This is a genomic window from Pseudomonas sp. LBUM1660, assembly GCF_059695935.1.
Window position 1 is genome coordinate 4,765,421 of record NZ_CP166795.1, and the last position, 20,545, is coordinate 4,785,965.

Consider the following 20,545-nt stretch of genomic DNA (forward strand, 5'->3'; position numbering starts at 1 on the left):
TTTCTCTTACTCACTGGCCGCAAGGGGTGGCTGATGCGCAGGCTTCAAAGCATCCAGCGCGAGGTTGAGTTGCAGCACATTGACCCGTGGCTCGCCGAGCAGGCCGAAGGTGCGTTGCTCGGTGTGGGTATTCACCAGTTTCAACAGGTCGGCTTCGGGCAGGTGGCGCAGACGTGCGACGCGCGCCGCCTGAATCTGTGCGTTGGCCACCGAAATGTGCGGGTCCAGGCCTGAAGCCGACGAGGTGACGGCATCCACCGGCACCTGTGCATCGGCTGCCAGGCCATTCTGTCGGCGGTAGGCTTCGACGCGCAGGGCCACGGTGTCGATCAACTTCTGGCTGGTCGGGCCAAGGTTGCTGGCGCCACTGGAACCGGCGTTGTACGGCTGCACCACGCTCTTGCTCGGGTCCAGTGGATCGGCGCCAAGTGTCATGCTTGCGCGCCCCTGGAAATACTCGGGCCGGGTGAAATGCTGGCCGATCACCGCCGAACCGATCACCAGACCGTCCCGTTCAACCAGACTGCCCTGGGCTTGAAACGGGAACAGCACGTTGGCCACCAGGGTGGTGAACAACGGGTAGGCCAGCCCGGTCAGCAGCATGAAGAACGCCGCCGATATCAGCACCGGGCGTAACAGGCCGACAAACAGAAACTGCACTTTGGTTTGTGGTTGAATTTGAGTCATCACTGCGCCCTCACTTGTAGGTCTGGCCAGACAGCAACTGCAGTTGCTCGACCAGTGGGCCGAGCGCGAGCGCCGGCAGGAAAGTCAGGCCGCCCACGACCAGCACCACGAACACCACGAGGAACATGAACAGCGGTGTGGCGGTCGGGATGGTGCCGGCACCGGCAGGGATGTTCTTTTTCATGGCCAGGGAGCCGGCGACCGCGAGCATCGGCAGCATGGTGAAGAAGCGTCCGAGCAACATGGCAAGACCGATGGTGGTGTTGAAGAACGGCGTATTGGCATTCAATCCGGCGAACGCCGAACCGTTGTTGGCAGTCCCCGAGGTGTAGGCATACAACACCTCACTGAAGCCATGGGGCCCCTGGTTGTTGAGGCTGTTCAAGGTGTCCGGCCAGAGTGCCGCCAGGGCGGTAAAGCCGAGAATGCAGATCGGGTGCGCCAGTACCGAGAGCATGACCAGCTTGATCTCCCGAGCCTCGATCTTCTTGCCGAGGAATTCGGGACTGCGGCCGATCATCATGCCCACCAGAAACACTGTCAGCAGGGCGTACTGGATCAGGTTGATAAAGCCCACGCCGTCGCCGCCGAACACGCAGTTGAGCATCATCTGCGCCAGCGGTACGAAGCCGCCCATGGGCGTCAGCGAGTCATGCATGGCGTTCACCGAGCCGGTGGTTGCGCCGGTGGTGGTGGTCACGAACAGGCTGGTGTCGGCAATCCCGAAACGCAGTTCCTTGCCTTCCATGTTGCCGCCACTCTGGGTGGCCGACAGCACTTGGTCCGCGCCCACGCGGGTCAGCAGCGGGTTACCACTTTGTTCGGCCGTGTAAACGATGCTCAGAAAACCGACGAACATCACCAGGAACGTGCCAAAGAACACCCAGCCCTGACGCCGACGCATCAGCATGCTGCCGAAGGTGTATGTCAACGCTGACGGGATCAGCAGCATGCTGAGGATGTGCAGCATGTTCGTCAGTGGCGTCGGGTTCTCGAACGGGTGCGCAGCGTTCATGCTGAAGAAGCCGCCGCCGTTGGTGCCGATGTGCTTGATGGATTCAAAGCTCGCCACCGCGCCGACGATCAATTGCTGTTGCGCGCCTTCCAGGGTGGTGGCCAGGGCCTGGGAGCTCAGGGTTTGGGGCATGCCTTGCCAGACATACACCAGCGCCATGCCGAAACACAGGGGCAACATCACCCGGTACAGCGTGCGAGTGAAGTCCACCCAGTAATTGCCGATATCAGCGGAATTCGACCGACTGAGGCCGCGAATAAAACCCGCCGCCGCCACAACGCCCGCTGTTGCGCCGACGAACATCAGGAAGGTAATGACCGCCATCTGGCTGAAGTTGGACAGGCTGGTTTCACCTGAATACGCCTGCCAGTTGGTGTTGGTGATAAACGACGCCGCGGTGTTGAACGCCAGATCCGGTGTTTGCGCGCTCAGCCCCAAGGGGTTGAGCGGCATGAAACCTTGCAGGCGCAACACGATGTAACCCAGCAACATCATTGCCGCGTTCGACAGCAACAGGGCCGAGCCATAACGCGCCCAGCCCATGGTTTCGGTCGAATCGATCCCCAGCAAACGATAAGTGGCGCGCTCGGCCAAGGCATGCTTTTGCCCGGTGAAAACCCGCGTCAGCCACTTCCCCATCAATACGGCGAGCCCGGTCATCAACCCGAGAATCACCGCAAATTCCAGCATAGTGCTCAACATGTCGATGCTCCGTTCAAATCTTGCCCATGGCGACGATGACCATGGCTGTCGCAGCAAAAAACACCACGCTAACCCCCATAAAAATCAGGTCGTACATTGCCGATTTCCTTTCTCAAGACCGCCCTGGCGGGCTGATAAAAAAGCGTGTGCCGCAATGACTGCGGCCATCAGAACTTTTCTGCACGAATAAGGGCGTAACCCAGGTAGGCGAACAACAGGGCGGCACACAGGCCGCTGGCGATGTAGATGAACTCGAGTGATAACAAGACAGCTCCCCCTGACTAAACGAAGGCACCCGCGATCGGGTCCCGGTAGAGCGCGCCAGAGCAAAAAACGCACTGGATACGCGCTCTTATCTGCGCCGTGCAGGTTAGGTGAGGGGGTATCAAGGACGGACACTGATTGGGGGCAGCGGTATTAAGACGGCGTATAGATCGAGCGGAACGGAGGTTGTGCGGGGGTGATGCGAGGCGTCAGCGACAGCCACGAACGGGCACGGTGAAGTGCCCGTCCGGGGCTCGGTTCATTTCTGTTTGAGCGGCAGCCAGATTTCCAGCACGCCGGTGTTGAGCTTCGGGTTGAAGTCTTCGCTGTAGCGTTCGAATTCCGGGGCGTCTGCCGCTTGATGGCCGGACTGTGGCAGCCAGGTTTTCCAGATGTACTGAAAGGTCGCGGGCAACTGCTCCAGTGTGCCTTTGTGCTCGAACACCGCGTAATGCTGGGGTTGAACCTCGACCCAGCGGTACTTCTCCGGCAGGTCGTCGAGCTTGCTGATTTCGACGCCTGCAATGTATTCGAAACCGCCCTTCCCATCCGGATTGCAGCAAATGCCGTAGGTCACTTCGCCTTTTTGACCGGGAATCTGTCCGATTTCGGGGATGAATTTTTCCCAGAGTTCGGGGATTTTCTTGGAAGTTTCCTGGGTAAATCGTCCGCCAAGCCCGGCAATGAGCAAGAAGTGCCCGTTTTCGAAGCGTGGCTCGGCCGGTTTTACGTCTTTTAATTCATCCATGACTCAACTCCTGAGACGAAAAAGTGGGTTCGGCTGGGAGTATAGAAGCCAAACCCGATTCGCCCAGTCAGAGCCCCGGCACCTGCTCGACGGCAGCCTTGACGATGAACTCGTTGTAACCCGATAGAATCACGTACACCGCGAAATAGCAGAAGATCGCCGCTGATGCCATGTAGGAGTAGCGCAGCAACTTGTCACCCAGCAACTTGCCACCGTGGCTGGCCGCGAAGCACAAACCGGCACTCCAGAGCAGACCGGCGCAGAGAAATCCGCCGAGAAACAGCGCCGAGCTGACGGCCCCGCCGCCACCGGAACGCGCGATCAGCGTGCCGCCCACCGCCGCGAACCAGAGAATGGCGCTGGGTGACGACATGGCGAGGAAGATTCCGCGGAAAAATTCTTTCCGGTGAGAGTTCTGCCCCACCTCGGCGGTCTGGGCCAGCACTGCCTCATGGTGAATCGCCGAGTAGATCATCTTCGCCGCGAAGTACACCAGCAACGCAGAACCACCGATCCACAGCACCCAACGCACGGTCTCGTATTGCAGCAAAACGGTCATGCCCGCCAACGCCAGCACCGCGTAAATCAGGTCGCCGACGCAGGTTCCCAGCCCCAGCGCGAAGCCTTGAAAATAGCCGCGTTGCATCGCCAGGGTAATCATCGCGATGTTGGCCACGCCGATATCCAGGCACAGCGAAAGGCTCAGCAGAAAGCCGCTGGTAAATTCCATCAACCGGGTTCCTTCGGACAAATTTGTTTACAGAGTCGCTGGACAGTGTGCCACAACAGCCCTTACATTCCGCCACAGGCCACCGCAGTGGCCAGCGTCGCTCGGACGGTTCCGGGCGCTCACGTTACCGAGGCAACAATGGCTAACCCAGGTTCGCCGCGCCGCTTTGCGCGCATAGATCGACTCCCCCCTTACGTATTCAACATCACTGCCGAGCTGAAGATGGCCGCCCGTCGTCGCGGCGAAGACATCATCGACTTCAGCATGGGCAACCCTGACGGCCCTACTCCGCCGCACATCGTCGAAAAACTGGTGACCGTCGCCCAGCGCGAAGACACCCACGGTTACTCAACGTCCAAGGGTATTCCGCGTCTGCGCCGGGCCATTTCCAACTGGTACAAGGATCGTTACGCGGTCGACATCGACCCGGAAACCGAAGCCATTGTCACCATCGGTTCCAAGGAAGGCCTGGCGCATCTGATGCTGGCCACCCTCGACCAGGGCGACACCGTGCTGGTGCCGAACCCGAGCTACCCGATTCACATCTACGGTGCCGTGATTGCCGGCGCCCAGGTGCGTTCGGTGCCGCTGATCCCGGGCGTGGACTTCTTCGCCGAACTGGAAAGCGCGATTCGCGGCTCGATCCCGAAACCGAAGATGATGATCCTCGGCTTCCCGTCGAACCCCACCGCTCAATGCGTGGAGCTGGATTTCTTCGAGCGGGTGATCGCCCTCGCCAAGCAGTACGACGTCTTGGTGGTGCACGACCTGGCTTACGCCGACATCGTCTACGACGGCTGGAAAGCCCCGTCGATCATGCAGGTGCCGGGCGCCAAGGACATTGCGGTGGAGTTTTTCACCCTGTCCAAGAGCTACAACATGGCGGGCTGGCGCATCGGTTTCATGGTCGGCAATGCCGAACTGGTCAACGCCCTGGCGCGGATCAAGAGCTACCACGACTACGGCACCTTCACGCCGTTGCAGGTCGCAGCAATTGCGGCGCTGGAAGGCGATCAGCAGTGCGTCAAAGACATCGCCGAGCAGTATCGGCAGCGTCGCAACGTGCTGGTCAAAGGCCTGCATGAACTGGGCTGGATGGTCGAGAATCCAAAAGCGTCGATGTACGTCTGGGCGAAGATTCCCGAGGCTTATGCGCACTTGGGTTCGCTGGAGTTCGCCAAGAAACTGCTCGCCGAAGCGAAAGTCTGCGTCTCGCCGGGTGTCGGGTTTGGTGAGTATGGGGATGATCATGTGCGCTTTGCGCTGATCGAAAACCAGGACCGGATTCGTCAGGCTGTGCGCGGGATTCGCGGGATGTTTCGGGCGGATGGGTTGGTTCAGAAAACCAGCGCCAACTAAATTGCCTTCGCGGGCAAGCCTCGCTCCTACAGTCTCACACATCCCTGTAGGAGCGAGGCTTGCCCGCGAAGCTTTTAAACGAACATCGACAACAGCAGGATAAAGCCCAGCGCAACGATGGACAGGATGGTTTCCATCGCGGTCCAGGTCTTGAAGGTTTCAGCCACGGTCATGTTGAAGTATTGCTTCACCAGCCAGAAACCGGCGTCGTTGACGTGCGACAGCACCAGCGAACCGGCGCCGGTGGCCAGCACCAGCAGCTCACGGTTTACACCTGGAATCATCCCCACCACCGGCACCACGATGCCAGCGCCGGTAATGGTCGCCACGGTGGCCGAACCGGTGGCCACGCGAATTACCGCTGCGACCAGCCAGGCCAGCAGGATTGGCGAAATCTGCGCGTTCACCGCCATGTGGCCGATCACGTCACCCACACCGCTGGTCACCAGCATCTGCTTGAAGCCACCACCGGCACCGATGATCAGAATGATCGCGGCGGTCGGTGCCAGGCTGGCGTCGAGCAATTTCAGAATCGTGTTCGAGCCCATGCCCTGCTTGTAGCCAAAGGTGTACAGCGACAGCAGCAACGCCAGCAGCAGCGCGGAGATCGGGTGACCGATCAGGTCCATGAACGAGCGCGCGAAATTGCCTTCCGGCAGTACCACGTCGGCAAACGTCTTGAGCAACATCAGGAACACCGGCAGCAACACGGTGACCAGGGTGATACCGAAGCTCGGCAACGTGTCGGCCTGAGGCTCGCGAGCCAGTTGATCCACCAGTTCCTGATTGGCATGGCCCGGAATGTACTTGGCAATGAACGTACCGAAGATCGGACCGGCAATAATGGCGGTCGGCAGCGCAACGATCAGGCCGTACAGAATGGTTTTACCGATGTCGGCACCGAACACGCCGATGGCCAGCAACGGGCCCGGGTGCGGTGGCACCAGACCGTGGACCGCGGACAAACCAGCCAGCAGCGGGATACCAATCTTGATGATCGACACGCCGGTGCGCCGGGCGACGATGAACACCAGCGGGATCAACAGCACGAAGCCGATTTCGAAGAACAGCGGAATGCCGACCAGGAAGGCCGCGAACATCATTGCCCACTGCACCTTGTCCTTGCCGAACGCGCGAATCAGGGTCTGGGCAATCTGATCCGCCCCGCCCGACTCGGCCATCATTTTGCCGAGCATCGTGCCCAGCGCGAGGATGATCCCGACAAAACCGAGCACCCCACCGAAGCCGTCCTGGAACGCCTTGATGACGGTGCCGATCGGCATGCCGGAGGTCAGCCCGAGAAAGGCTGCGGCAATGATCAGGGCAATGAACGGGTGAAACTTGAACTTGGTGATCAGGACGATAAGCCCGATCACCGTGACCACTGCATCGAGCAGCAGGAACGTCTCGTGGGACATGCCAAACATTAGGGGTGTCTCCTGGTTGTTGTTGTTATTAAAGCGGGTAATTCGCAAGCCAACAGGACAGCGCTATCTCTTCGAGCAAAACTCATACGGCCTGTTTCAGGCCATGGGCCTGCCACCAGACATGCGCTTGCTTCGCCAATTGCTCGACGCTGTGGTTCGACGCGTCCAGAGCCAGGGTCAAGGGCTCGCCAACGGGGGATTCAAGGGTGGCGAACTGACTGTCGATCAGTGTCGAAGGCATGAAGTGGCCCGGCCGATGGGAGACACGGTCAGCGGCGACTTCAGGGGTCAGCTCAAGAAACACGAAGCCCAGGCCCGGCAAGGCGCTGCGCAGACGTTCACGGTAACTGTGTTTGAGGGCCGAGCAGGTCAGCACCGGGCGCTGGCCTTTAGCGTCGACGCGGCGCAGTTCATCGCACAGGCTGTCGAGCCAGCCGGCACGGTCTTCGTCGTTCAGGGGGATCCCCGCGCTCATCTTTTCGATATTGGCGGCAGGGTGGAAAGTGTCGCCTTCAATGGCGGTCGCGCCGCTGAGTTGGCACAAGGCCTCGCTGACGCAAGTCTTGCCGCAACCGGCAACGCCCATGATGACCAGGGCGGTGATGGAATTATTCATGTAACACCTCAGCGCGCAGACAGCGCTACCTTTGCCAGTTATGACACTGGATCAAAAGCAGAAGTTGCCGACGCCTTCTTGTCATTTTTGTGGGTTGCAGCATGTTCGGACCCAAGGCCAAAAAGCGAGGTTCAGGCAAACCCCGCTCACGCATTTGCAGCTGCATCGAGACAGCGCTACCTTAGTGCCTCGAATTTTGTTTGGCAAGCCGTCCGATGATCTCCCCTAAAAACGATAAAAATACGCGCACCACTGGCCGCCCTACCCTGAACGAAGTTGCGCGCCTGGCTGGTGTCAGCCCGATCACCGCCTCCCGCGCCTTGCGCGGCGTCAGCACGGTGGCCACCGAACTGGTGGAAAAAGTGCAGAAAGCGGCCCTTGAACTGAATTACGTGGTCAACCCTGCCGCCCGCGCCTTAGCCTCGGCCCAGAGCCATTCGGTGGTGGTTTTGGTGCCTTCGCTGTCCAACTTGCTGTTCATCGATACGCTAGAAGCCATTCATCAGGTTTTGCGCCCCAAGGGCTTCGAAGTGCTCATCGGCAACTTCCATTACTCGCGTGATGAAGAAGAAAACCTGTTGCGCAATTACATGGCCTATCAGCCCCGTGGCTTGCTGCTGACCGGTTTCGACCGCACCGAAAGTTCGCGGAGGATGATCGAGGCGAGCAACATTCCGTGCGTGTACATGATGGAACTGGACAGCGCCGCCGGGCTCAATTGCGTTGGTTTTTCGCAACTCGCGGCGGGTGAAACGGCGGCGCAACACTTGCTGTCTCGTGGGCGTAAACGCCTGGCCTACATCGGCGCGCAGTTGGATCAACGCACGTTGTTGCGCGGCGAAGGTTTCCGCAAAGCCCTGCAAAAGGCCGGTTTGTATGACCCCGACCTGGAAGTGCTGACCCCACGAGCGTCGTCCGTCGGCCTGGGCGGCGAACTGTTTCTGCAACTGATGGCGAGTCATCCCGACGTGGATGCGATCTTCTTCGGCAACGACGACCTGGCCCAGGGCGCCCTGCTTGAAGCCATGCGCTGCGGGATCAAAATCCCCGAACAAGTGGCGATCCTCGGTTTCAACGACCTGCCCGCCTCGGCGCACATGGTCCCGCGCCTGAGCAGCATCAGCACCCCGCGCGAGGCGATTGGCCGACGCTCGGCGGAGTTGATGCTGACCTTGCTGGCGGGGAACACCGTGGCCAAACCGGTGCAGGACATGGGGTTTGAGTTGAAGGTGCGCGAGAGTACCTGACCCATGTTGGAGCGAGCCTGCTTGCGATGGCGGTGGGTCCGTCACCATCAATGTTGACTGTCAGGACCAAATCGCGAGCAGGCTCACTCCCACAAGGGATTGCCTCAGCGACCCATCAATTCCACAAACGCCATCGCGCCTTTCTGCAACGGCTGGCTCTTGAGCCACACCGCATGCACCGGCAGCACCAACCCGTTCTCGATGTTGCGGAAACTCAGGCGTTTGAGTCTTCCGGCAGCAAGCAGCGGTTGGACGACCGACAGCGGAAAATTGCCCCAGCCCAACCCGGCTTCAACCATTTCCAGGGCCATGGCGAGGGTGTCGGTGCGCCAATAGGATTCGCCCACCAAAGGCCGGGTTTCGCTGATCGGCAGGTCGCGACCGGCAACGATGATTTGCCGCACGTGAACCAGATCCTCCAGAAACAAATCCTCGCCCTGAAACAGCGGGTTGTCCGCCGCCAGTGTGGCGATCACGCTCTCGGTGCCGACGAACTGGAATCGCTCCAGTACGTTCATGCTCAACCCCGCGAACGCCAGGCAAACGCTGACGCGACCGCTGTGGAGCATCGCCAGCACATCGTCCTGGGGCGCGCTGAGCACTTCGATTTCCAGGAGCGGATGACGCTCGGCGATGACCTTGATCGCGGCCAGCAAACGGCGCTTGTCGAGGTCCGCTACGACGCCAATCGACAACTTGCTCTCCAACCCCAGCGACAGTTCGATTGCATGCACCTGCAGCTGCTTGAGCTGTTCGGCGATCAACCGCGCGTGCGGCACCAGCGCACTGGCCATCGCCGTCGGCACCGGTTCGCGATGGCTGCGATCGAACAGCGGATATCCGAGCTCGGCTTCCAGATTGGCAATGCCCATGCTCACCGCCGACGGCACTTTACCCAGCGCACGCGCCGCCGCCGAAAACGAACCGCGCTCGATCACGGCCAGGAACAACTCGATGCTGTCACTGTTGAAATTCATTCCTCTTCCTATCAATAAAACTGAAAGCTGCTGACTTTTTCTGTCAGGCCTATTGAAGCTATCTTTCGTCGCCTTCGCCAGTGCTACTGGCTTCAAGTTCGCAAGAAAGAGGCAAAACTCCATGCAAGGCGTTAAACGCAAACTGGTCTACGTGTCGCTGTTCGAAGTCTTTGGCATGACCTTCTCGGCGCTGGGCCTGGCGCTGCTGTCCGGCACCTCACCTGGCAGCACCGGCCCGTTGGCGGTCATCATCACCACAATCGCGGTGACCTGGAATTTCATCTACACCACGCTGTTCGAGCGCTGGGAAAGTCGTCAGCCATCGCGCGCGCGCACCGTTAAACGGCGCATCGCCCATGCCGTGGGATTTCAACTAACCTTGATAGTGTTTCTCATCCCGCTGATCGCCTGGTGGATGAACATCAGCCTGGTGCAGGCCTTCCTTCTGGACTTGGCGCTGATCATTTTCATCCCGTGCTACACCTTCGCGTTCAACTGGCTGTTTGATCGCACGTTTGGTTTGCCCGCCTCGGCGCTGCCGGATCCGGTTTGAAAACCGCGCAATGTCTGTCAGATTCCTGAAGCGTCGAATCGCTAACGGAGTAGCTCAATGGAACATGCACTGAAAATTCTGGGTAAAGCGTCGTCCATCAACGTCAGAAAGGTCCTGTGGACCTGTGAAGAACTGGCTATTGCCTACGAACGTGAGGACTGGGGCGGCGGTTATGCGTCCACCCACACGCCGGAGTTTCTCCGGCTCAATCCCAACGCGCTGGTGCCCGTGATCATCGACGACGCCGGTGTGTTGTGGGAGTCCAACACCATCTGCCGTTATCTGGCCGGCAAACACCAGAACACCGATCTGCTACCCCACGAACCGGCCGCGCGCGCTCGGGTCGAGCAATGGATGGATTGGCAAGCCACCGAACTCAATGCCTCATGGAGCTACGCATTCACGGCATTGGTGCGCAAGGATCCGGAGTTCCAGGACCCGCATCACATTGCGGCCGGCGTGCGCGGCTGGAACCAGAAGATGGGCATCCTCGAACATCAGCTCGCGGCAACCAAAGCTTACGTCGCCGGGCCACGCTTCACCCTTGCCGACATTGTCATCGGGCTGTCCGTCAACCGTTGGCTGATGACGCCGATGGAGCGGCCCGACTACCCGGCCATCGACGAGTACTTTCAACGACTGGCCCAACGTCCGGGCTTCCTCAAGTACGGCTGCAACGGCTTGCCTTGATGCCCGCCCTGTTTGCCGTCAGGCGGCAAAGGCTGACCGCAAAACCCACGTAGCCCACTCGGCCATTACGTATTAACTGACTGATTTATAGTGATTTTTCCTTACAGGCATACTATTTGCTCGAAGCACCGCACCACAAATGCCTACAAGGTCTACTCATCATGTTGGTCAGTGCTAAACAGCAAACGTTAACGGTGCCGCTCCCCAAGAAGCCCGGCGAAGATCCTACCGCCGAAGCCGCTGCCGGACTTCAGGGTGCGATGCTGCAAACGATGCAAATCAACGCTCAGGCGAAAGCCGCGCAGATACAGCAATCGGCCACCCAAAACGCCACGCAGCAAGTCAGTGAGGCGAGCAGAATCAGCGACAACGTGGATGAAGCGTTCGCGAAAACACGCGTGGGGCTGCAAGCCTCGTCGGCCAAACTTCCAGCTGAGACTCAATTAGCCTCGGACGCCTTCAAGGAATACATGAGCAAAACCCCGGAAGAGCGCATGCAAGACGCCATTCTGGAAGAGATGGGTTTGACGAAAGAAGAAGTGGAGCAAATGCCACCGGAAAAACAGCAGGCGATCGCTAAAGAGATGGCCGAGCGCATGGAGGACAAGATCAAACTGGCGCAGGCCGAGAAAGAAAGCGCTAACAGTGAAAAAGGCAGCAGCCAGGTGGTCGACAAGTTTCTTGCTTCGCTTTAACGGCGCTCAACTACAAGAAGGGCCCTTGGAGCGGGCCCTCTCCTTATCCACCGAAAGACAACCATCCGTCGACTTTTTTCATCTAATCGTCCCAACCTGTAATTTCTGACAGTAGTCGTCTGTCTTGATCCGATAAATCATACCTACTCCTGATCTGAAAGTTAGTTCATGAATTGCTTTCGATTTCGCATATGCGCTTGCCTAAGCGAATTCAGGAAGTTAATTCACAACATCTTTGGATCCAAATACCGAAGGAAGGGTAACCAGTCATGAGCCAGGTCGATTACGCTTTTGAAGCAACCATCGTTGAAAACGCGGATGGTACTGAGCATAAAATCACTACACAAGTTCCTGAATCCATCATCACCGGCAGCCAATTTGAGGTCGTCGGACAGGTGCCTCCCTCCCTTCGTTTAGTCGCAATCTATATTAGGGATAAATCAGGCCCAATAACCGCCAAGAGATACGATTTCCCTAACAACGACAACCCCGACCGCCCTGCTTATGGTGGCCACTATCACCCTGACCGAGAAGAAAACTCCTGGCTCGGGACTGCAGGGCACATCCAAATAACCGAGTACGATTCGAAAAATAAAAGAGCTAAAGGAGTGTTTGAATTCACTGCTGTATGGGAGGGCGATCCTAAGAAAACAGCAGAGATCAAAGGCCGTTTTAATCTAGGAAACACGCCACCAACACAAACGAGCTAAAACCGCCGAACTCGCACCTTCACCCGCCCCTGGACGAACAAACTTCGTTGAGGGGCGGTTTACGTTCAATTAGTTTATCTGCAACGTCGAGCTGAACTGACTGATCGCATCCACCACATGCCGCGACCCTTGCTGAATCTCGAGGATCACCTCTCCCGCTTCGTTCGCCAGTTCCACCCCAAGTCCGGTTCGGCTCAAGCTCGACTGCATGCTCGACACCGCGCTCAACGACAGATCGCGGTTCCTGCGCACCACATCGACGATCTCCAGCGTCGCCTGGCTCGTGCGTGCCGCAAGGCTGCGCACTTCATCGGCCACCACCGCAAAACCTCGACCGTGCTCCCCCGCCCGTGCGGCTTCGATGGCTGCGTTGAGCGCCAGCAAGTTGGTCTGGTCGGCAATGCCGCGGATGGTCTGCACGATGGTGCCGATGATGTCGGATTGTTTGCTGACCGCATCGATACTGAGCGCGGCTTCGTTCAGGTCCCGGGAAATGTCCTGGATGATTTGCACCGTTTGCTGCACCACCTGAGAACCTTTCTGCGCACAGGCGTCATTTTGTACCGAGGTGCTGTGCGCCGACTCCGCAGCCGTTTGTAAGGTGGTGACTTGCTGGGTGATGTCGCTGGCAAACTTCACCACTTTGTATAAGCGACCCTTGGCGTCGAACAAGGGATTGTAAGAGGCTTCGAGAAATACGGTATGGCCGTGTTTGTCTTTGCGTTCGAATCGATGCGAGTGATATTCGCCGCGATTGAGTGACGCCCAGAACGCCTTGTAAGCCGTCGACTCAGCTTCGGCGCGGTGGCAAAACAGGCTGTGGTGCTGGCCCACCACTTCGTGGAGCGAGTAATGCATCGTCTTCAGGAAGTTTTCGTTGGCCGTGATGACTTTGCCATCGGGGGTAAATTCGATCACGGCCATGGAACGACCGATGGCAGCCAGCAGGCTTTCGTTTTCATGCTCCTGATTGATGCGAGCAGTGATGTCCGAGGCGACTTTGATCACGCTTTTAACCTGGCGATCAGCACCGAACACCGGCATATAACTGGCCTCGAGCCAGACCTCCTTGCCACTCTGGTTCAAGCGCAAGAAAGTCCCGCTCACCGGTTCGCCACGGGCCAGGTCCCGCCACAACTTTGCGTAAGTCTCGCTGCGATAAAAAGCTTCTTCGCAAAAAATCCGATGATGTTTGCCGCGCACTTCGTCGGCGCTGTAGCCCATGACACTGCAAAAGTTGTCGTTGGCCTCGAGCACGATGCCTTCCGGGGTGAACTCGATCATCGCCATTGATCGACTGACCGCCGCCAACTTGGCGCTGGCCTCGGTCAGCGCACAGCTGAATCGTTGGATTTCCAGCAGGTCAGCCTTGTGATGTAGGTTAAACATGGTCGTATCACCTTCAGCGCGTTCTTTGATTGAAGAAAGTTCTTAGGTCTTTCAACGGATCCACCACAACGTTCTATGGAACAGGCACACGCGTTCCTCCAAGGGAGGAAGTGTCAGGTGATCAATGATGTTCAATCGGAGAGTCCATGCAGCAACGCTCTTATCAAGACATCCTTCTCTTGATAGCCCGGGACCGGGCCAGCCCTAACGTATTCATAAGTAACTCCCTTTGCCGAACAGCTCCTTAGTTGATCCGTGTCGGTGCCTTGGGTGTGCACTCTTGCGACGCCATCGTCATATGACGAGCGACATGGATAACTACGGGTTAGCGTAGACAGTCGGTACAGGGAAGCAAGGCCACTAGTCGGCCAGTACTGAGGACAAAATCGGTTCAGCGAGGAAATTTGGCGTTGGTGGCTGAGTCGGTGCGGGTCTCAAGACCATCGCGAGCAGGCTCGCTCCCACAGAAGGATCGTCAGTGGACAACGTATTTGTGTACACCCGAGATCCGCTGTGGGAGCGACGGTGCGACCTGCTCGCGAATGAGGTCGCTCAAGCACCGCTAAAACATCAGGAAAACTTACAGACTCGCACTCACCCTGGTTGCCACCTCCCCCGGCACCCAGGCTTTCCAGATCTGCGGCTGATCGCGTAAAAACGCCTCGGCCACTTGTCGCGGTTGCTGACGTTTTTCGCTCATTTGCCCCAGCGTCTGGTTCAGCAGATCGATCGGAAAATCGACCTTTTCAAAGAACGCCACCAGGTCCGGGTATTGCGCCTTGAACGGCGCGGACACGCCAATCGCCAGGCTTGCCGGCATCGAGCGCGTGCCTTTTGGGTTCGGGTGATTGGCATCGGCCAGGGTCTTCCAGGCTCCGGCATCGAACGGCGGCTCGTCGAGTTTTACCAGTTTGAAGCGCCCGAGCAGCGGAGTAGGTGACCAGTAGTAAAACAGCACCGGTTTGCCGCGACGGATCGATGAAGCGACCTCGGCATCCAGCGCCGCGCCGGAGCCGGTACGGAAGTTGACGTAGCTGGCGGTCAGGTCATAGGCCTTGAGTTTCTGGCTGTTGACGATCTCCGAGGTCCAGCCGGTCGGGCTGTTGAGGAAACGACCGCGGCTCGGGTCTTCCGGGTCGCGGAACACGTCCTTGTAACGGGCCAGGTCGGCGACGGATTTCAGCTCTGGGGCCAACGGTTTTATGCCGCGTTCCGGGTCGCCCTTGATCACGTACTCGGGCACCCACCAACCTTCGGTGGCGCCTTTGACCGTGTCGCCCAAACCAAACACCTTGCCCTCGGCGGACGCCTTGACCCACGCCGGACTGCGCCCGGCCCACTCTTCGCCGATCACCTGAATGTCGTTCTTGGCCAATGCCGCTTCAAGGCTGACGGTGCTGCCCGGCAAGGTATCGGTCGGGTAGCCGTAGCCCTTCTCGACGATCAGTCGCAGGATTTCGGTAATCAGGCTTCCGCTCTCCCAGGTGATGTCACCGAAGTGAATCGGTGCGGCTTTTTCGGCTGCCGGAACCTGGGAAGCCACCAGGCTCAGGGCCAGCAACGAACTGCCGAGCAGGGTTTTGATCGATCTCATGCGGACCTCTGGGTCAAGGATTGGTTAGCGCTGTGCTGGGCGCACAAGGCGTGGGTGCGGGTCATGTAGACGCTGACCGAGCGCTGGGAAATGCCCAACTCGGCGGCGATTTGCGGGTACGTCAGACCGTCGATGCGGGACATCAGGAACGTCGCCCGGACTTTGCCGGGCAAGCGATCGAGGGTTCGGTCCAGGCTGTTCAGGGTTTGGGATAACTGCAGCAATTCTTCAGGCGATCGCCCACCGACAAGGTCGGTTTGCTGCTGGTGTTCCAGGTGTTGGCGCTCCAGATCGCGGCGACGCCAGAGCTGATAAACAAGGCGACGGGCGATGGTGGTGAGCAAGGCGCGAGGCTCGCGGATTGGCGTCAGCGCTGGCGACTCGAGCAGGTGCACGAAGGTTTCGGCGGCGATGTCTTCGACACTGGGATTGCTGCCCAGGTGTCGGCGCAGGCGTGCGCACAGCCAAGGGTAATGGGCGCGGAACAATCCGCCCACGTTGTTGCGATGGGAAGCGTCGGCGCCGGACATAGAGGCTCCAAGGGTTAGGGGTCGCTGAATGTCCGGTGATCCGGTGACGCGATCCTAGCAAGGGCCTTTATTCTTTAAAAATACTTAAAATGCATTTTTATATTCTATTAATGCATTAATCAGTTAAAAGAACGCAGCCTCGTTTCACTCGACAGCTGCTACAGGAGATTGGTGTCCATCTGTAGCAGCTGTCGAGTGAAACGAGGCTGCGTTCTTCCACGCCCCTACCGCAACCGCCCATATCCCAACGCTTCAGCCTCCTGCTCATAGTCGAGAATCACTTGATAGTCGGTCTCGGTGGCGGGCAGCACTTCTTCCAGGCCGAGGATTTGCGCGACATCGGGCAACTCATTCAATGAGGTGTTGATCACCTGCCGAAACGCTTCAACCTGTTCATCGGTCAGCGTCGCGGCCGTGATGTACGGCAAGGTCGGACTGAACGCGCTTCGAGCGACGACGCGTAGACCGGCGACTTCTTTGTCGGCATGCCGCGCCAGATAGGCGAAGGTCACACTGTCGATGGCCGCCAGGTCTGCACCCTCTTCGCGCAGCCAGCGCAGGCTTTCGCGGTGGCTGCCGCTGATGGCGACACTGGAAAAAAATTGCCCGTCGCGATGCAGCGGCGCCAGGCTGTGCCGCAAGAGGTTCATGCCGCTGTTGGAGTCTTCGCCATTGATCACCCCGCGACTGCCGCGCAACTCAGGCAAGGTCAGCCGTGGATCATCGGCGCGGCTCAGCAGCAGGCTGCAATGGTTGCCACCGTTGCTGTCGGGGAGTTCATAACGGGGCCGACCGATGACCCGGACTTTGCCGCGCAATGCGGTCATCAGCGGGTAGCCGCAGGTTTGGGTCAGCAGCAGATCCGGCGATAACCAGAGTTCGGGCAGCGACAGACCTTCGGCACTCATGCGGGCGTGCCCCAGGTGTTCGAGGATGCGCGAGAGCCAACGCTCGTTCGCCGCGCGGATCGGCTCGGGGGCGACGTACATCAGGAGCTCGGCGATGTGTTCAGTCATCAAAAATCTCCCCGGCTACGAAACGCCCTTGTGGGAGCGAGCCCTTGTGGCGAGGGGATTTATCCCCGCTGGGTGGCGCAGCCGCCCCAAAATCTTGGGCCCGCTTCGCAGTCCAGCGGGGATAAATCCCCTCGCCACAGCTCCCACAGGGGTCAGGTGTCGATCATGAAAAATCAATGGAATGGATGCCGCGGGCTATCGATGGCTTTCACTCCATTCTCCCGCCACAACTGCCCATACCCCTGCACCAGAAACCAGCCGCTACGCGCCACCCATTGTTCGCGGCGCGCGTAGTAGGCGCGTGGCAAGTCGTACCAGGGCAGGCCCGGCAAGTCGTGATGCACCAGGTGAAAATTGAGGTTCAGGAACAGCCAGCGCCACGGCCAGGCCGCCTCGTTGAGCACGGTGCGTTGCTCGGGCTGGGGGTGCGGACGGTGTTCATAGTAGGAGCGAATCATCGCTGTCGAAAGCGCCGGCACGCTGATCAGCAACAGGTAATGCCAGACCGGCAACACACTGTAGCGCGCAATGAACACCAGCATCAGCAAGGTCAGCGCGCCGTGGGTCAGCCACATCAGCCACGCCTGTCGCTCACCGTGGATCAGCCGCTGAAATTCTTCCTTCGCCAGCGCCAGCAACGCCAGCGGCGCGCCGAGCATGAAGCGCCCGAGCACGGTTTTGTTCAGCCAGTGCAGGCTTTGTTCGAAGAGCGAACTGCCCTGCCACTGCTCGGCCGTCAGGTAACGGCTTTCCGGGTCGTGGCCGGGCAGGGTCAGGTCTTCGTCGCGGTGATGCAGCAAATGGCTGTCACGATACAGGGTGTAGGGATACCAGACGGCGAATGGTGCGTAGCCGAGGAGTTTGTTCAGCAAAGTCCAACGGGTCGGATGCCCGTGAAGCAATTCGTGCTGCACCGACAACCAGAGCACCACCAGCGGAATCAGCAACAATGTGCTCCACCACAGCCCCAACCGATCACTGGTCAGGACAATGCTGAACCAACCGACATACACGCCGACCAGCAACAGCCAGGTCGGCCATTCGGTGCGAGCGGTGAGGCGTTGGCGCAGGGTTTCGATTTCTTCTCGGTGGGCGGCATCGAAGTAATGGGGCATGGCGTTGCTCAGATCGGGGACCAGTCCCCCTCTGTGCAATGGCGCAGGGAAATCTTGCAGATTATTTTTTTGTTTCGACAATCACCTGTAGCAGCTGTCGAGTGAAACGAGGCTGCGATCGTTTGATCTTGATACGGAAGATCAAAAGATCGCAGCCTCGTTTCACTCGACAGCTCCTACAGGGGGAACGGAAGGTGACTGGACCTCAATGACCGAACACATCCACCTTCTTGGCCTTCTTGTCTGCGCGCTTTTCATCGGCGGTTTTCGCCGGTTTCTTCTTTGCCGCTTTTTTTGAATCCATGCCTTTGGCCATGATACGTACTCCACTCATACGGGATGTGAGATCAGGTATACACCTATCCCCCGCCACGCGTTCTTTTATAATCGCCCGCTTTGCGCACTGACAGATCAAACCCATGCCCGACACCCAGTACTCCCTGCTCGCCGAGCCATTATGGCCATTGATGAACAAGTTTTATCGCGCCCACCAATCGTCGATGAAAGCGGTTCGCGACGCTCAGCTGTGGGTCGCCAGACGCGAGGAGATCATTGGCGCGCTGTGTTTACGGCCGGTGGCAGGCGGGCATTGGTTGACGGGTTTGTTCGTCGATCCGGCTTGTCGCGAACAAGGGATCGCCGGCGCCTTGATCGCTGAGGCGGTGAAGGAGGTCGAAGGTCCGGTGTGGTTATTTTGTCATCCGGACCTGCGCGGCTTTTATGAGCGTCGTGGATTTACCTTCGACCCAGCCCTGCCCTATGCGATGGTCGAACGCTTGAGCCGTTACGCGCGCAGCAAACCGATGATTGCCATGGGCCTGGCCAAACAACCGACGTCAGACTGATGGAGATCACCTGTGGGAGCGGGCTTGCTCGCGAAGGGGCCATGTCAGTCAATATTGATGTCGACTGACACTCTGCATTCGCGAGCAAGTCGAATCGTCGCACCGCCGCTCCCACATTTGATTTGTGGTGGTTTCAGTCGTCTGCGTTAGGATCGAGGTCCGGGAACATCACTTCGGTGAACCCGAATTTACTGAAGTCGGTAATCCGCGACGGGTACAACCGGCCGATCAGGTGATCACATTCATGCTGCACCACCCGCGCATGGAATCCCTCGGCGATCCGCACAATCGGCTGGCCCTTGGGATCGAACCCTTCGTAGCGAATCTGCTGATAACGATCCACCGCGCCGCGCAGGCCAGGCACTGACAGGCAACCTTCAAAGCCCTCTTCCATCAGCGGGCTCAACGGCGTGATCAGCGGGTTGATCAGAATGGTCTGCGGCACCGCTTCTGCGTCCGGGTACCGTTCGCTGTGCTCGAACCCAAAGATCACCAGTTGCAGATCGACTCCGATCTGCGGCGCAGCCAGGCCAACGCCGCCGACGCTTTCCATGGTCTGGAACATGTCGTCGATCAGCAGCCACAACTCAGGGCTGTCGAACATCTCGGCCGGCACCGGCGGAGCAATACGCAGCAGGCGCTCATCGCCCATTTTCAGAATTTCACGGATCATTTGATGGCTTCGTCAGTGTGCGGCTTGATCGAGTGATCTCGACCCAGTCCAGAAACGTGGTGTTTGGGTTCGTGGTCGAGTTCACCGGGGACTTTTTCGCCAGGGTCCTTGCCTTCGGTCGACATGTGTTCGATCACGGCATTCATCTCCGCGCCGAGCAACAGCACTGCGGCGGAAATATAGAAGTAGAGCAACAGCACGATGATCGCGCCGATACTGCCATACATGGCGTTGTAGTTGGCGAACTCCTTGACGTACAGACCAAAACCCAGCGACGCGATGATCCACACTACCACCGCCAGCACCGAGCCCGGGGTAATGAAGCGAAACTCTTGTTTGACGTCGGGCATGACGTAATAAATCAACGCCACCGCCATCATCAACAGAATCACGACCACCGGCCAGCGCACGATGGTCCAGAGGGTCACGATGAATTCTTCAAGGCCGACTTGCGAGGCGATCCAGCCCATCACCTGCGGCCCGAGCACCATCAACGCGGCGGCCAGCAGCAGCATGCCGGCGATGCCGATGGTGTAGAAAATCGACAGCGGGAAACGCTTCCACGCCGGCCGGCCTTCGACCACGTCGTAGGCGGCGTTCATCGCGCTCATCATCAGCCGCACACCGGCAGACGCGGTCCACAGCGCAATCACGATACCGACCGACAGCAACCCACCTTTGGATTGCTGGAGCTGGTCGATGACCGGGTTCACCTGCTCCAGCGCCTGAGGCGGCAGGACCAGTTCCGATTGCAGGCGCAGCCAGGAGAAGAAGTCAGGAAGGTGCAGGAAACCGATCAGGGCGATCAGGAACAGAATGAAGGGAAATAGCGAGAACAGCATCTGATAGGCCAACGCCGAGGCATAGGTCGACATCTCGTCGTCAACGAACTCGGTGACCGTGCGCACCATGACACGGTGCAGGCGCAGGCCTTTCATGTGTGGGAAAAACATTAGCGTCTCC

At 58.7% G+C, this 20,545-nt stretch carries 22 protein-coding genes and 1 pseudogene; 7 read left to right on the forward strand and 16 right to left on the reverse strand.

What is annotated here, in order from left to right; all coding sequences use genetic code 11:
* Positions 1–6: 6 nt before the first annotated feature.
* The 5 genes from kdpC to ACA068_RS22175 all read right to left on the reverse strand — a co-directional run bounded on the left by kdpC (position 7) and on the right by ACA068_RS22175 (position 4,146).
* Positions 7–687 carry a K(+)-transporting ATPase subunit C gene (gene kdpC / locus ACA068_RS22155; RefSeq protein WP_497304784.1) on the reverse strand — a complete coding sequence of 227 codons (681 nt, stop codon included), beginning with the start codon at positions 685–687 and terminating at the stop codon, positions 7–9.
* Between the two features lie 10 nt (positions 688–697).
* Entirely contained in the window at positions 698–2,404 is a 1,707-nt protein-coding gene (kdpA, locus tag ACA068_RS22160) for a potassium-transporting ATPase subunit KdpA (protein WP_497304786.1), read from the reverse strand.
* 167 nt (positions 2,405–2,571) lie between these two features.
* Positions 2,572–2,670, reverse strand: a complete 99-nt coding sequence (gene kdpF / locus ACA068_RS22165) for a K(+)-transporting ATPase subunit F (protein ID WP_497304787.1) — start codon at positions 2,668–2,670, stop codon at positions 2,572–2,574.
* A gap of 257 nt (positions 2,671–2,927) precedes the next feature.
* Positions 2,928–3,416 carry a GyrI-like domain-containing protein gene (locus ACA068_RS22170; RefSeq protein ID WP_497304789.1) on the reverse strand — a complete coding sequence of 163 codons (489 nt, stop codon included), beginning with the start codon at positions 3,414–3,416 and terminating at the stop codon, positions 2,928–2,930.
* Between the two features lie 67 nt (positions 3,417–3,483).
* A complete protein-coding gene (locus ACA068_RS22175; RefSeq protein ID WP_497304790.1) occupies positions 3,484–4,146 on the reverse strand; it encodes a LysE family translocator in 663 nt (220 codons plus the stop codon).
* A 138-nt stretch (positions 4,147–4,284) separates the two neighbouring features.
* On the opposite strand from ACA068_RS22175, the gene alaC reads away from it, so the two are divergent.
* Complete coding sequence (alaC, locus tag ACA068_RS22180) at positions 4,285–5,505, forward strand: alanine transaminase (RefSeq protein WP_497304792.1); 1,221 nt, start codon at positions 4,285–4,287, stop codon at positions 5,503–5,505.
* 74 nt (positions 5,506–5,579) lie between these two features.
* Here alaC and ACA068_RS22185 read toward each other — a convergent pair whose 3' ends face one another.
* Both ACA068_RS22185 and ACA068_RS22190 read right to left on the reverse strand, forming a co-directional pair.
* Positions 5,580–6,932 carry a GntP family permease gene (locus ACA068_RS22185; protein ID WP_497304794.1) on the reverse strand — a complete coding sequence of 451 codons (1,353 nt, stop codon included), beginning with the start codon at positions 6,930–6,932 and terminating at the stop codon, positions 5,580–5,582.
* 82 nt (positions 6,933–7,014) lie between these two features.
* Positions 7,015–7,548, reverse strand: coding sequence for a gluconokinase (locus ACA068_RS22190; RefSeq protein ID WP_497304795.1), 534 nt, complete (start codon positions 7,546–7,548; stop codon positions 7,015–7,017).
* 215 nt (positions 7,549–7,763) lie between these two features.
* On the opposite strand from ACA068_RS22190, the gene gntR reads away from it, so the two are divergent.
* Positions 7,764–8,795, forward strand: coding sequence for an HTH-type transcriptional regulator GntR (gene gntR / locus ACA068_RS22195; protein WP_497304797.1), 1,032 nt, complete (start codon positions 7,764–7,766; stop codon positions 8,793–8,795).
* A 104-nt stretch (positions 8,796–8,899) separates the two neighbouring features.
* On the opposite strand, the gene ACA068_RS22200 is transcribed toward gntR, so the two are convergent.
* Positions 8,900–9,772: a LysR family transcriptional regulator gene (locus ACA068_RS22200; protein WP_497304798.1), complete on the reverse strand. Its 873-nt coding sequence runs from the start codon at positions 9,770–9,772 to the stop codon at positions 8,900–8,902.
* 121 nt (positions 9,773–9,893) lie between these two features.
* On the opposite strand from ACA068_RS22200, the gene ACA068_RS22205 reads away from it, so the two are divergent.
* The 4 genes from ACA068_RS22205 to ACA068_RS22220 all read left to right on the forward strand — a co-directional run bounded on the left by ACA068_RS22205 (position 9,894) and on the right by ACA068_RS22220 (position 12,420).
* The gene (locus tag ACA068_RS22205) at positions 9,894–10,325 is read left to right on the forward strand and encodes a PACE efflux transporter (protein WP_497304800.1); all 432 of its coding nucleotides are present in this window, start codon (positions 9,894–9,896) and stop codon (positions 10,323–10,325) included.
* A gap of 57 nt (positions 10,326–10,382) precedes the next feature.
* Complete coding sequence (locus tag ACA068_RS22210; protein WP_497304802.1) at positions 10,383–11,015, forward strand: glutathione S-transferase family protein; 633 nt, start codon at positions 10,383–10,385, stop codon at positions 11,013–11,015.
* 161 nt (positions 11,016–11,176) lie between these two features.
* Complete coding sequence (locus tag ACA068_RS22215; protein ID WP_497304804.1) at positions 11,177–11,710, forward strand: hypothetical protein; 534 nt, start codon at positions 11,177–11,179, stop codon at positions 11,708–11,710.
* A gap of 269 nt (positions 11,711–11,979) precedes the next feature.
* The gene (locus ACA068_RS22220) at positions 11,980–12,420 is read left to right on the forward strand and encodes a hypothetical protein (protein ID WP_497304805.1); all 441 of its coding nucleotides are present in this window, start codon (positions 11,980–11,982) and stop codon (positions 12,418–12,420) included.
* Positions 12,421–12,489: 69 nt separating this feature from the next.
* Here ACA068_RS22220 and ACA068_RS22225 read toward each other — a convergent pair whose 3' ends face one another.
* From ACA068_RS22225 to ACA068_RS22250, 6 genes and pseudogenes are all read right to left on the reverse strand, one after another.
* A complete protein-coding gene (locus ACA068_RS22225) occupies positions 12,490–13,059 on the reverse strand; it encodes a methyl-accepting chemotaxis protein (protein WP_497310647.1) in 570 nt (189 codons plus the stop codon).
* Positions 13,033–13,809, reverse strand: a pseudogene (locus tag ACA068_RS22230) (PAS domain-containing protein); the annotation flags it as partial. The pseudogene ACA068_RS22230 and the gene ACA068_RS22225, both read right to left, overlap by 27 nt.
* 580 nt (positions 13,810–14,389) lie before the next feature.
* Entirely contained in the window at positions 14,390–15,403 is a 1,014-nt protein-coding gene (locus tag ACA068_RS22235; RefSeq protein ID WP_497304806.1) for an ABC transporter substrate-binding protein, read from the reverse strand.
* Positions 15,400–15,933, reverse strand: coding sequence for a sigma-70 family RNA polymerase sigma factor (locus ACA068_RS22240; protein WP_497304808.1), 534 nt, complete (start codon positions 15,931–15,933; stop codon positions 15,400–15,402). The genes ACA068_RS22235 and ACA068_RS22240 overlap by 4 nt, the downstream gene beginning before the upstream one ends.
* Positions 15,934–16,157: 224 nt before the next feature.
* Entirely contained in the window at positions 16,158–16,949 is a 792-nt protein-coding gene (locus ACA068_RS22245; protein ID WP_497304810.1) for a phosphate/phosphite/phosphonate ABC transporter substrate-binding protein, read from the reverse strand.
* A 173-nt stretch (positions 16,950–17,122) separates the two neighbouring features.
* Positions 17,123–18,064 (reverse strand): fatty acid desaturase, encoded by a 942-nt coding sequence (locus ACA068_RS22250; RefSeq protein WP_497304812.1) that lies wholly within the window; start codon positions 18,062–18,064, stop codon positions 17,123–17,125.
* Between the two features lie 419 nt (positions 18,065–18,483).
* Here ACA068_RS22250 and ACA068_RS22255 point away from each other — a divergent pair, with 419 nt between their 5' ends.
* A complete protein-coding gene (locus tag ACA068_RS22255) occupies positions 18,484–18,909 on the forward strand; it encodes a GNAT family N-acetyltransferase (RefSeq protein ID WP_497304814.1) in 426 nt (141 codons plus the stop codon).
* A 133-nt stretch (positions 18,910–19,042) separates the two neighbouring features.
* On the opposite strand, the gene def is transcribed toward ACA068_RS22255, so the two are convergent.
* Both def and ACA068_RS22265 read right to left on the reverse strand, forming a co-directional pair.
* Positions 19,043–19,582, reverse strand: coding sequence for a peptide deformylase (def, locus tag ACA068_RS22260; RefSeq protein WP_497304816.1), 540 nt, complete (start codon positions 19,580–19,582; stop codon positions 19,043–19,045).
* Positions 19,579–20,535 carry a YihY/virulence factor BrkB family protein gene (locus ACA068_RS22265; protein ID WP_497304818.1) on the reverse strand — a complete coding sequence of 319 codons (957 nt, stop codon included), beginning with the start codon at positions 20,533–20,535 and terminating at the stop codon, positions 19,579–19,581. The genes def and ACA068_RS22265 overlap by 4 nt, the downstream gene beginning before the upstream one ends.
* Positions 20,536–20,545 lie beyond the last annotated feature (10 nt).